The following is a 12,734-nucleotide window of genomic DNA, read 5'->3' on the forward strand; positions in this document are numbered from 1 at the left end:
AGTTTGTATGTTATAAGTTTTAATTTTAATGTAATTGAATGTGTAGCTTTACGACTTAAAATTATAAACTAATTTGCCATCATGAAATATATTTATTTAATATTTTTTTCTTGTATTATTCTGAATTGCAAAAAAACTGAATCTAAAAAACTATCAGCTGATGCCATTATTAATTCATCTATAAACGTATCAGGAAGTGATAAGGTTGATTCTTCAGTAATTGATTTCGATTTTAGAGATCGGTATTATTCGGCTCAGAGACATAAAGGTAAATTTTCATTAATGAGACTTACTATTGAAGCCGGTAAAGATTCAATTTTGGATGTGTTGAGTAATAAAGGATTCGATCGGTATCTAAATGGTAAGGAAGCGATTTTTGTTGAAGATTCCATGAAAGTAAAATATTCTGCCTCTGTAAATTCGGTACATTATTTTTCGGTGTTGCCTTATGGTTTAAATGATAAAGCAGTAAATAAGATTCTTTTGGGAGATACAGAGATAAAAGGTGAAAACTACTATACAATTAAAGTTACATTCGATCAAGATGGAGGAGGAGAAGACTATCAGGATGTATTTTTATACTGGATAAATAAAGAGACATTTAAAGCAGATTATTTAGCGTATTCCTATGAAGAAGAAGATGGATTTGGTATACGTTTCAGAGAAGCCTACAATGAGCGTTACGTTAAGGATATTCGATTTGTTGATTACAAAAACTATACGCCAAATGCTGTTTCTGTGGCACTTTCAGATTTACCAAAATTATTTGAAAACGGAGGATTAAAACTGTTGTCTAAAATAGAATTAGAAAATGTACAGGTTAATTGATTTTCAATACCTGATCAATCTTATTGTTGCCAGAAATTGTTACTATAAATAGGCAACTGTTGTCATTATCGTCAATGTCTTCATGTATTTGTTCGCCTAAAATAGCATTTACAAAAGCAGGCGTTGTATTACTATGACCAACAACTAAAACAGTTTTTCCATGAGTTTCGTTAGCAAATTCTTCAGAATATAAATGTCTTGGATCGTAAAATGAAATCTCAAGATTTTTAGAATTTGCTGTTGGCGTTGCAGTTTCTATTGTTCGGTGGTATTCTGTGGAAAAAACAGCATCAAAATCGATATGCTCAAAAACTTTACTCCAGTTTTCTGCTCTCTCCAACCCATCTTCATTTAAATGAGGATCACTGTTGGTTTCATCACTTCTGTCTTTTTCAGCATGCCGAATAAGGTAATAGGTTGTTGTAGAATTTAAAGATTCCTGTGCATTTACAGGAACAATAAAACTTAAGGCAAAAGCTATTATTAGAACATATTTCATTGTCGTGAGTGTTTTGCGTAAATATATAAAACACTTATAAATAGGCGCCAAAAATATAAGTTAAAATTACAACTTATGCCAATTCTAAAGCAATGTCAATCATGCTTTTAAACGTCGTTTCACGCTCTTTACTAGTTGTATGTTCTCCGGTCACTAACGAATCAGAAATGGTAAGTATGGCCAATGCTTTAACATCATGTTTAGCAGCAACCGTATACAATCCAGCAGCTTCCATTTCTACACATAATACATCGAATTTAGACCACTTTTTGTAAGAATCGCTATCGTCTTCATAAAATTCATCAGACGATAATACGTTACCAGCCTTTATAGGAATATTTTTTTGTTTTGCAATTTCAACAGCCTTTATAAATAATTCAAAGTTAGCAGTAGGCGCATAATAGGCACCATCAAATCTTGAGTTATTAATTCCAGAATTAGAAGAGGCAGCCATTGCTAAGACAATATCTCTTATTTTTACATATTTTTGATATGAGCCAGCACTACCAACTCGAATCAAGTTTTTAACACCATATTCTGTAATAAGTTCGTGTGCATAGATGGAAATACTAGGAACTCCCATTCCTGTTCCCATTACAGAAATAGGTTTACCATTGTGTGTGCCAGTATAGCCAAGCATTCCTCTAACCTTATTAAAGCACTTAGGGTTTTCAAAAAATGTTTCGGCTATCCATTTAGCTCGCAATGGATCACCAGGTAATAAAATAGTCTCTGCAATTTCGCCTTTTTTGGCCTCGATATGTACACTCATGCGTTAAAGGTAAAAAAAAATGAAGTATTTTGGTTTAGGCTTCAGACATTTGTTCAGAAACAATTGCAACACCTTTAGACGTGCCTATTCTGTCGACACCAATTTCAATATATTTTTTAGCTGTTTCAAAATCTCCAATGCCACCAGAAGCTTTTATTTTTGCACGATCTTTAACTGTCTTTTTCATGATTTTAACAGCAGTGAGCGTTGCTCCACTTTTTGAAAAACCAGTAGATGTTTTTACAAAATCGGCTTTAGCATCTAAACAAATTTCGCAAGCTTTAACAATATCGTTTTTTGACAACTCACTAATTTCAATAATAACTTTAAGAGGTATTTTTCCAATAGCAAGTTTAACATCACTTATGTCCTTAAAAACTTCAACGTAGTTTTTACTTCTTAAAAAACCAATATTTATGACCATGTCAATTTCTTGAGCGCCAGCTTCTATGGCTTGTTTAGCTTCAAAAACTTTGGTGCTTGTTGCGGTTGCTCCTAAAGGAAAACCAACAACAGTACAAATTTTTACTGTAGATCCTTTTAAAAGTTGTTTTGCCAATGGGATGTAGCTGCTATTAATGCATACTGAAAAAAACTTATGTTTTTTCGCTTCGTTACAAAGGTCTATAATATCTCGTTCTGTGGCAGTAGATTTTAGTAGTGTGTGGTCTATATATTTATTTAATTCCATGGTATTCTTTAGTAGGTATTTGAAAATGACTTAATAATTCTCTACAAGTAGAGGGATTTACTTGGACAAAATTTAATAGTTGTCTTAAGCTGTTTTGGAATTAATAGCAATTCAAAGTTAATATTTATATGCAAATACTAATGTAAAAAGTTTGTTTTTATTGTGCAGTTCATCGAATAAATTATTTAAGGAAATCTAAGTCTTTCATAAAAAGGAACTTGCGATATTATTTTTTTACGTCAATTAATTTGTAAAAGGACTAGTTAATATGAAGATTTTTCTTTTCAGGTTGAACTAACAAATTATTTAATATCAAACCCTAATCAATCTTATTAATATTGAAGAAAAACAAATGTTATAACCTATGACTTATGTCAGTATTTAATGATACAACGTACAATATTTTTGTATTAAATATTAAATACATAGATCATGAAAAAAGTAATTTTTAGTGCAATTTTAGCTTGTTTATTTGTTTTTAACGCACAAGCACAAGATGATAATGCGATGTCAAATGATGATTTTAGTAAATGGCAAGTTCGTTTCAGAATTCTTTCGGTAATTCCTTCGCCTAGCGATGACATAGATGGTGTGGATGTTGATATCTCAACAGCTTTTACACCAGAATTTGATTTCACTTATTTTTTTAATAAAAATATTGCTGCAGAATTAATATTGGCAACGACTAAACATGATGTTAATATCAAAAACGGACCAGATTTAGGACATGTTTGGTTATTGCCTCCAACATTGAACTTGCAATATCATTTTTATGCAGATAACTTTAAACCTTACCTAGGTGCTGGTATTAATTACACAATCTTTTATGGTGTAGATGGTGGTGATTTAGAGGATATTGATTATGAAAATACCATTGGGTTTTCACTACAAGCAGGTGTTGATTATAATTTAAATGAAAAATGGTTTTTAAATCTTGATCTTAAGAAGTTGTTTTTGGAAACAGATGTAACTCCTAAAGGAGCAACAGAAAGTTCAAAAGTGGGTATTGATCCATTAGTTATTGGTTTTGGAGTAGGAATGAAATTCTAACTTTGGTATAAAAATTAATTATCTAACATATAGACGAGTCTTAATAGGCTCGTCTATTATTTATAATATAATCTATTGGGTTTAAAGACCACATGAATCATTAAAAAGAGTATGACAGATAATACACCTTATCCCTATTCAAAATTTATTTTCAACTAATTTTATAAGGATATATTTGATATTTATTGATTTATAATTTGTCAAATAATTATCTGTATTCAAGTAATATTTTTGCATTAAATATTAAATTATATATCTTACCATAATTATTAATACTAACGTTTTATGAAAAAATTAATTTTTAGTACAGTTTTAGCTTCCTTGTTTATTTTTAATGCTCAAGCTCAAGAGGAAGATATTCCAGATGATGATTATAGTAAATGGCAACTACGAATTAGAGCTATCGCTGTATCACCAGCACCTTATTTTTATGATGCTATCAGTGGATTTAAGCCTGATATATCTACAGCATTTGCACCAGAAGTAGACATTACTTATTTCTTAAGCAAAAATATTGCTCTTGAGTTAATGTTAACAACATCTAATCACGATGTAGAAATTAAAGATGAGGCTAATTTAGGATCTGTTTCATTATTGCCACCAACACTATGTTTACAGTATCATTTTGATTTGGATGATTTTAAACCCTATATTGGAGCTGGTTTGAACTATACAATATTCTACGGTGAAGATGCAGGAGATTTAGATGCTATTTCTTATAAAAATGAAATAGGATATGCACTTCAGGCAGGAATTGATTACAATTTAAATGATAAATGGTTTATAAACTTAGATTTAAAAAAGATTTTTTTAAAGACGGAAGTAACACCTAATAATGATAATGCCAGTAAAGTAGAAGCCAACCTCGATCCACTTATTATGGGTTTTGGTGTAGGAATGAAATTCTAATTTTGAATCGATAATATATATTTGGAGAAGGTCACTATTTGGTGACCTTTTTAATTATAACGAAGTTAGTAAATATGACGTTGTTAAATGAAATCCTAATTACTCACCAATTCTTGAACCCAATTCATGGCATCAGTTAAGTTGTTAAATATCTCATAAGGTTTGTCATAAAATTGTCGTTCATACTCTGCATTTTTTCGCATCACTTCTGTTTTTGGAATCATAGCAATAGCGATTACATTTGGAATGGTCTCAGTTTTTGGATAAATCAAAGGATTTACAGAATATGATTTTACACGATTAGACACATAAACCATATCTCTATTACTGAAATGTTCTTGAACAATTTCATTAAGTAGTTCATTATGATGTGGCTCAATTGATGCGCCTTCTTTAACTTGGTTTATAATAAAGTTGTCGAAAATGAAAAGTTCAAAATCTTCATAATCTAAATATTTAATGATTCCCATGTTTTTAAGTTTGCTATAAATTACAAAAAAGTAATAGGCAAAAGAAAAGCAACACTTGTTTTATTTCTAAAACTCGCATTGCTTTTCAACTAACCAACCACTTAAAAGACTTCTATATCATGATTTTGTTACATGAGATGATTATAATTCTTCGGAAACGAAACTGGCTTCATTTCTAAATACTAACTTGTCATCAAAAGCATCAAGTAAAATGATACTATCTGTTGTTATTTTTCCAGATAAAATTTCTTTACTCAAAGCATTTAAAACTTCTTTTTGAATCACTCTTTTCACAGGTCTCGCGCCATATTCAGGATTATAGCCTTTTTCAGCTAAATATGTTATAGCTTCAGGTGTTGCGTCAAAGGTAATGCCTTGTTTTGCAATCATTTTTTGAACACCTTTTAACTGTAAACCAACGATCGCTTTAATATCTTTTCTGGTTAAAGGTGTAAACATAATGGTATCGTCAATTCGGTTTAAAAACTCTGGACGAACGCTTTGTTTTAATAATGCCAGAACATCAACTTTTGCCGCTTCCATAGCAGATTCAATATCTTTAGTCGCTTCAAAACGCTCCTGAATAATCTGACTTCCCATATTGGAGGTCATGATGATTATAGTGTTTTTGAAATCGGCAACACGACCTTTGTTATCTGTTAATCGACCTTCATCTAATACTTGTAGTAAGATATTAAAGGTATCAGGATGTGCTTTTTCAATTTCATCTAATAATACTACAGAATAAGGTTTACGTCTTACAGCTTCAGTGAGTTGACCGCCTTCATCATAACCAACATATCCTGGAGGAGCACCAACTAAACGGCTTACACTATGACGTTCTTGATATTCACTCATATCAATTCGAGTCATGGCATTTTCATCATCAAAAAGGTATTCAGCCAACGCTTTAGCTAATTCTGTTTTACCAACACCTGTTGTTCCTAAGAAAAGGAAAGTGCCAACTGGTTTTTGCGGATTTTGTAGACCTGCTCTTGAGCGTCTTACTGCGTCACTAACAGCAACAATGGCTTCTTCTTGTCCGACAACACGTTTATGCAATTCGTCTTCTAATTTTAAAAGTTTGTCACGTTCACTTTGAAGCATTTTTGTCACAGGAATACCTGTCCATTTCGCTACAACTTCAGCTATATCATCATAAGTAACTTCCTCTTTAATTAATGAATTACCTGTTTGATTTTCTTTCAGTTCATTCTGGAATTTTTCGAGTGCTTCTTGTGCTTCTTTAATTTTTCCGTAGCGAATTTCGGCAACCTTACCATAATCACCATCACGCTCGGCACGTTCGGCTTCGAGTTTATATTCTTCAATATTCGATTTGGTAGTTTGTATATTATCTACAACTTCTTTTTCACTTTTCCATTTCGCATTGATTTCATTACGCTCCTCTTTCAGGTTTGCTAAATCAGCACGTAGCGATTTTAATTTGGCTTCATCTTTCTCACGTTTGATCGCTTCTATTTCGATTTCGAGCTGCATGATTTTACGATCAAGCACGTCTAATTCTTCAGGTTTTGAATTGATTTCCATTCGTAATTTAGAGGCAGCTTCATCCATTAAGTCAATGGCTTTATCTGGAAGAAATCGATTGGTAATATAGCGTTCAGACAATTCTACTGCACCAATAATAGCTTCATCTTTAATACGTACTTTATGATGCGTTTCATATTTTTCTTTAATACCTCGTAAAATTGAAATGGCACTTTCGGTATCAGGTTCATCGACCATCACTTTTTGGAATCGACGCTCGAGGGCTTTATCCTTTTCAAAATATTTTTGATATTCATCTAATGTTGTCGCACCAATGGCACGAAGTTCTCCACGAGCTAGAGCTGGTTTTAAAATATTTGCTGCATCCATAGCGCCTTGTCCGCCTCCAGCGCCAACAAGCGTATGAATCTCGTCAATAAATAAGACAATATCACCTTCACTTGTAGTAACTTCTTTAATGACTGCTTTTAAACGTTCTTCGAATTCACCTTTATACTTAGCACCAGCAATTAATGCTCCCATATCTAAAGCATAAATTTGTTTATCGATAAGGTTTTCAGGAATATCACCATCAACAATTCTGTGAGCCAACCCTTCAGCAATAGCTGTTTTACCAGTTCCTGGTTCACCGACTAAGATTGGATTGTTTTTGGTACGACGTGATAAAATTTGAAGAATACGTCTGATTTCCTCATCACGACCAATTACTGGATCAAGTTTACCATCTTTAGCTAACTGATTTAAATTTTTTGCATACTTGTTAAGTGAATTGTAAGTGTCTTCCTGACTCTGTGAAGTCACACGATCACCTTTTCTAAGTTCATCAATAGCAGCTTTAAGACCTTTTTCGGTAGCACCTTGATCCTTTAGCATTTGCGCAATTTTGCTATTCGATTTAAAAATAGCCAGGATTAAATGCTCCACTGAAACATACTCATCGTTCATTTTTTTTGCGATAATTGAAGCCTCATTTAAGGCTTTATTAGCCTCTCTGGACAACATGATATCTCCACCTGAAACCTTTGCAAAACTTTCAAGTTGTTTATCAAGTGCTAATTTTAAAACATCGATATTGATGTTTAATTTTTTAAGAATAAATGGCAATACGTTTTCATCAACTTCAAAAATAGCTTTTATAATATGTTCATTTTCTATTTGTTGATGTCCCAAGCTTTGAGCAAGTTGTTGCGCTTGCTGGATGGCCTCTTGAGATTTTATGGTATAATTATTAAAGTTCATATAAGTATTTCAATTTTTTTATTATTACTTTGGTTAAGTATAAGTCAATAATCTTACCATTTCAGTGTAATAGAAAATAAGCGACAAAATGACCGAATTTATTGGAGCTTAGATGACGATTCGTCAGAATGTAAGCTTTGTATAAGTTTTCGACTGAACTAAAAACAGAAAAATGGGATTTTTAAAAAACATTTTTGGTTCGTCTGAACCTAAAGAAGAAAAAGACTTGCCTTGGCAAGCTCTTACAGAGGTTTCTCAATTGGATGAGATTGAAAAACGTTCGATCACTAGAACTCAAGTGATTTTTAAGCATTCGACACGATGTGGAATCAGCAGTATGGTGATGAACCAATTTGTTAACATGTACGATTTAGATGCAAATTTAGATTTGTATTATTTAGATTTGTTGAGCTATCGCGATGTGTCCAATGAGGCTGGCTATAAATTTCAGGTCATGCATCAATCGCCTCAGTTGCTTATCATTAAAAACGGAGTAACTGTTGCTCATGCGTCTCATGGAGCGATTAATGATATTGATTTGAGTGTATTTTAATGTTATCGTTGAAAAAAATATGGATTACTAAAAATCATCAGTAAATAAAAACTCCCAAAATAATTCTTTGGGAGTTTCTATTTTTAAACTATAATGAACTAACCTCTTCTTAATTTATACGAATTAATGACATTTTTTAATCTCAATTTTAAGTCTTCTCCTGTGTCATATACCATTTGAGCATCAGTTGGAAAATACAGAGGTCTTACTCTAATTAAATCAAGTTCTCTTCTGTCTAGAGCTCTTTCATCTCCTCTAATAGTTGCGTACACATGTTCAAAAATAAATTCACTATCAATTGGAAATACATCTAATATTTGATTTGCTCTCAAATCGGTAAATACAACATCTGCTAATACATGAGTGGATTTAAACTGATGTGTTTCAAAATATCTCGCTTTTACAGTAATAATTTTGTCTATTTTAATTTTTTGTCCAAGACTATCCGTTACGAAATTTCCATCACTATCCGTTTTAAATTTCCAGCCATCAACAATCGTTTTTTGTTTCAACTCTTGTCTTGTGTTCACTTGTTCTGGTGAAATATTGATTTGCTTTAGCTTTAATTGCATAGCGTAGTCATACGTGATGTCTTGAGCTCTATCAATGTGATATTGCGTCCAGAACTTATCCAATCCATAAGTATTAAAGTTTAACAAATCAGCTTCCAGTTGCTGAGGAATGATTTGATAAGTTTGATTTTCAATTGAAACGATAACAAAATCTGTTCCTTTGTTATGAGCTTCAGTCATCAGGCTTCTCGTCTCTTCAAAGTTTGGGTTGATGCTTTCTATATAACTAAAAATATTATAAGCTTCTCTCGCATTATATTTGTTATCAGAATCTAAAAGCGCAATGCCTTCATCAATTAAATAATCTGAGGTTTTGTATCTGTAGTTTACAATTTCAGACGTATAATCATTGAATTTTAGATTCAGTGTTTTGCCATTTATTTGTAAAGGTAAGACACGTTTTATTGCATTTTGTCTAGCATCCAGATCTACGTAAATTTCATAGATTGTTTTAAATTGCTCTGGATTGCCATCTTTTTTAAGATGTTCAAGATCCTTTACATCTTCCTCTAAAACTTTGTAATAAGCCTCTTCAAGCATGACAATATAGTCTTGCTTACGCTTTTTGTCTTTATTGTTTTCAAGTTTTCGTAACGCGTCATTGATAGCTTGGTCATAATTACCATGACTGATGGCTTTTTCAATTTGTTTTCTTCCGCTACATGATGTTAGTACCAGAAGAAGTACTGTTGTGAGTAGTAATTGCTTCATAATTCTGGATTTAAGTGATTGTTTCCTATTAGAATCCAAATATGATGCCAAACAAAAAACTCGAAGACAAATCATTGATTTACTTCGAGTTAAATTTTTAAGATAATAGTGTTTACTTCTTTTTCTTCGGATTAAATACAGGGAGTAATTGTGTTTTTACTTGTCCGAAACCAATACGTACATCATCATTTTCACAATAACCTCTCATGATGACCGTGTCGTAATCGTTAATAAACTTACGCTCTGTACCATCTTTCATTTTGAGAGGTTTGGTGCCTTTCCAAGTTAATTCTAACATCGAACCATACGAATCTGGCGTTGGTCCTGAAATTGTTCCACTTCCCATCATGTCTCCAGAGTTTACCGGACAACCATTAACAGTATGGTGTGCAAGTTGTTGAGCCATATTCCAGTACATATATTTAAAGTTTGATTTACAAACCGTAGTTTCTTTACCACCTTTAGGTTGGATACCTGCTTCTAAATGAATATCAAAACTCTTTTTACCCTTGGTTTGTAAATAAGGTAAGGGTTTTGGATTCTGTTTCGGACTTTCAACTCTAAAAGGTTCTAAAGCATCTAAGGTTACAATCCATGGTGACATTGAAGATGCAAAGTTTTTCCCTAAAAACGGACCTAAAGGTACATATTCCCATTTTTGAATGTCGCGTGCAGACCAATCATTAAATAACACTAAACCAAAAATATATTCTTCAGCTTCATCTATTGGTATAGGCTCACCTAAATCATTTGCATCTGTCGTGATAAAAGCCATCTCTAATTCAAAATCGACCAATTTACTCGGACCAAAAACGGGTGTGTCAGCTCCTTCAGGCATGGTTTGACCTTGAGGCCTGTGAACAGGGATATGAGTCGTGATTATTGAAGAACTACGACCATGATATCCTACTGGCATGTGCACCCAATTAGGAAGTAAGGCATTATCAGGATCTCTAAACATAGTTCCAACATTCGTGGCATGTTCTTTACTGGCGTAGAAATCTGTATAATCTCCAACCAAAACAGGCATTTGCATTTCTATTTCGTCTAATCTGAAGCAAACAATCTCTTTATGTTTTGTGTTATTTTTTAACGTGTCATTATTGGCATCAAAAATTTGTGCAATTCGATTTCTAACAGCTCTCCATGTTTTTCTTCCATCCGCAATAAAATCGTTTAGTGTATCCTGAAGAAATATATCGTCTGTTAATGGAATGCCATCAAAGTAGCCTAATTGATGTAAAGCGCCAAGATCTATTGCTGTATCTCCAATTCGAGTACCAATGGTAATGATGTCTTCTCTTGTAAGAAAAACTCCGAAAGGGATGTTTTGAATTGGAAAATCAGAATACTTGTTCACGTATAACCAAGACGTTCTATTTGGATCATTTGCTGATAAAGGCATATTTAGAAGTATTTTTTGTTTTTATTTTCTATTCAAACCTACATATTTTTTTTTGTTTTAATTGTATAAATTCTCAAAAAATAATGTTAATAACCTGCTCATAAAACATTGCGTTAAACTCTTTTTTTTGAAACCATTTCATAAGATGATTTCTTATTTTTGATAAATTTTAAATGTAATAGTATTTATGCAACGCGATCAACAAATATTCGAACTGATAGAAGCTGAAAAACAACGACAAATTAATGGTTTAGAACTCATTGCTTCAGAAAATTTTGTGAGTGACCAAGTGATGGAAGCTGCAGGTTCTGTTTTAACTAATAAATATGCCGAAGGTTATCCTGGTAAACGTTATTATGGTGGTTGCGAAGTTGTTGACGAGGTTGAGCAAATTGCTATAGATCGTGCAAAAACTTTATTTGGTGCTGTTTGGGCAAATGTTCAACCACATTCTGGAAGTCAGGCCAATACTGCCGTTTTTGCTGCTTGCCTAAAACCTGGCGATAAAATCTTAGGATTTGATTTATCACATGGTGGACATTTAACTCATGGTTCACCAGTTAATTTTTCTGGTAAATTATATAATCCCGTTTTTTATGGCGTAGAGGAAGAAACAGGTGTACTTAACTACGATAAAATCCAAGAAATTGCAACTCGAGAACAACCTCAAATGATTATAGCTGGAGCTTCTGCCTATTCTCGTGATATTGATTTTAAACGTTTTCGTGAGATAGCCGATAGTGTAAATGCCTTATTACTTGCCGACATTTCTCACCCTTCGGGTTTAATTGCTAAAGGTATTTTAAACGATCCTTTACCTCATTGCCATGTAGTAACCACTACAACTCATAAAACATTACGTGGACCACGTGGAGGATTAATCATGATGGGAAAAGATTTTGACAATCCTTTCGGACTCAAACTTAAGAATGGTAATTTGAAAAAAATGTCCTCACTTCTAGATTCTGCGGTGTTTCCTGGAAATCAAGGCGGACCTTTAGAACATATTATTGCTGCTAAAGCCATAGCTTTTGGTGAAGCACTTTCTGACGAATTTATGCATTATATGTTGCAAGTGAAGCGTAATGCTTCAGCAATGGCGAGTGCTTTTGTAAATAGAGGGTATCATATTATTTCTGGAGGAACCGATAATCATATGATGCTTATTGATCTTCGAAATAAAGACATTACAGGAAAAGCTGCTGAAGAAGCGCTTGGAAAAGCGGATATTACAGTCAATAAAAACATGGTGCCTTTTGATGATAAAAGCCCATTTGTTACTTCAGGAATTCGCGTTGGAACAGCAGCTGTGACTACAAGAGGGTTAAAAGAATCGGATATGGAAACTATTGTCGCTTTTATTGATGACGTTATTAAAAATCATGACGATGAGAAGAAACTCGAAGCTATTGCAGACAAGGTTAATGAAATGATGAGTGGAAAGCCATTGTTTTCTTAGTATCATAAGTTAATACTATTGGTTTTGGTATTGAATTAACAGAATCATATTTCTTTTTTGAAAA

The 12,734-nt window shown here is 32.8% G+C and carries 12 protein-coding genes; 5 read left to right on the forward strand and 7 right to left on the reverse strand.

The annotated features are described in order from the left end of the window. Positions 1 to 81: 81 nt before the first annotated feature. The gene (locus TD18_RS14015) at positions 82 to 828 is read left to right on the forward strand and encodes a DUF6503 family protein (RefSeq protein ID WP_040253773.1); all 747 of its coding nucleotides are present in this window, start codon (positions 82 to 84) and stop codon (positions 826 to 828) included. Here the strand turns inward: TD18_RS14015 and TD18_RS14020 are convergent. The 3 genes from TD18_RS14020 to deoC form a co-directional block, all read right to left on the reverse strand. After that, the gene (locus tag TD18_RS14020) at positions 821 to 1,327 is read right to left on the reverse strand and encodes a phosphoglycerate mutase family protein (RefSeq protein WP_040253776.1); all 507 of its coding nucleotides are present in this window, start codon (positions 1,325 to 1,327) and stop codon (positions 821 to 823) included. The genes TD18_RS14015 and TD18_RS14020 overlap by 8 nt on opposite strands. Before the next feature lie 73 nt (positions 1,328 to 1,400). Continuing rightward, the gene (gene deoD, locus TD18_RS14025; protein ID WP_040253780.1) at positions 1,401 to 2,099 is read right to left on the reverse strand and encodes a purine-nucleoside phosphorylase; all 699 of its coding nucleotides are present in this window, start codon (positions 2,097 to 2,099) and stop codon (positions 1,401 to 1,403) included. A gap of 34 nt (positions 2,100 to 2,133) precedes the next feature. After that, on the reverse strand, positions 2,134 to 2,790 hold the full coding sequence (deoC, locus tag TD18_RS14030) for a deoxyribose-phosphate aldolase (RefSeq protein ID WP_040253782.1): 657 nt from the start codon (positions 2,788 to 2,790) through the stop codon (positions 2,134 to 2,136). Between the two features lie 432 nt (positions 2,791 to 3,222). Here deoC and TD18_RS14035 point away from each other — a divergent pair, with 432 nt between their 5' ends. Both TD18_RS14035 and TD18_RS14040 read left to right on the forward strand, forming a co-directional pair. Continuing rightward, the gene (locus TD18_RS14035) at positions 3,223 to 3,840 is read left to right on the forward strand and encodes an OmpW/AlkL family protein (RefSeq protein WP_040253785.1); all 618 of its coding nucleotides are present in this window, start codon (positions 3,223 to 3,225) and stop codon (positions 3,838 to 3,840) included. Between the two features lie 285 nt (positions 3,841 to 4,125). Beyond that, a complete protein-coding gene (locus TD18_RS14040) occupies positions 4,126 to 4,749 on the forward strand; it encodes an OmpW/AlkL family protein (protein ID WP_040253787.1) in 624 nt (207 codons plus the stop codon). 95 nt (positions 4,750 to 4,844) lie between these two features. On the opposite strand, the gene TD18_RS14045 is transcribed toward TD18_RS14040, so the two are convergent. Then, positions 4,845 to 5,219, reverse strand: a complete 375-nt coding sequence (locus tag TD18_RS14045; RefSeq protein WP_040253789.1) for a hypothetical protein — start codon at positions 5,217 to 5,219, stop codon at positions 4,845 to 4,847. 141 nt (positions 5,220 to 5,360) lie between these two features. Then, a complete protein-coding gene (gene clpB / locus TD18_RS14050) occupies positions 5,361 to 7,970 on the reverse strand; it encodes an ATP-dependent chaperone ClpB (RefSeq protein ID WP_040253791.1) in 2,610 nt (869 codons plus the stop codon). 172 nt (positions 7,971 to 8,142) lie between these two features. On the opposite strand from clpB, the gene ytxJ reads away from it, so the two are divergent. Beyond that, positions 8,143 to 8,523 (forward strand): bacillithiol system redox-active protein YtxJ, encoded by a 381-nt coding sequence (gene ytxJ / locus TD18_RS14055; RefSeq protein ID WP_040253793.1) that lies wholly within the window; start codon positions 8,143 to 8,145, stop codon positions 8,521 to 8,523. A gap of 98 nt (positions 8,524 to 8,621) precedes the next feature. Here ytxJ and TD18_RS14060 read toward each other — a convergent pair whose 3' ends face one another. After that, positions 8,622 to 9,806, reverse strand: coding sequence for a hypothetical protein (locus TD18_RS14060; protein ID WP_040253796.1), 1,185 nt, complete (start codon positions 9,804 to 9,806; stop codon positions 8,622 to 8,624). Positions 9,807 to 9,918: 112 nt separating this feature from the next. Then, complete coding sequence (fahA, locus tag TD18_RS14065) at positions 9,919 to 11,211, reverse strand: fumarylacetoacetase (RefSeq protein ID WP_040253798.1); 1,293 nt, start codon at positions 11,209 to 11,211, stop codon at positions 9,919 to 9,921. A 187-nt stretch (positions 11,212 to 11,398) separates the two neighbouring features. On the opposite strand from fahA, the gene glyA reads away from it, so the two are divergent. Beyond that, positions 11,399 to 12,670 (forward strand): serine hydroxymethyltransferase, encoded by a 1,272-nt coding sequence (gene glyA / locus TD18_RS14070; RefSeq protein ID WP_040253801.1) that lies wholly within the window; start codon positions 11,399 to 11,401, stop codon positions 12,668 to 12,670. The last annotated feature ends 64 nt before the right edge of the window (positions 12,671 to 12,734 follow it).

This window comes from Psychroserpens mesophilus (assembly GCF_000826645.1).
GTDB lineage: Bacteria > Bacteroidota > Bacteroidia > Flavobacteriales > Flavobacteriaceae > Psychroserpens > Psychroserpens mesophilus.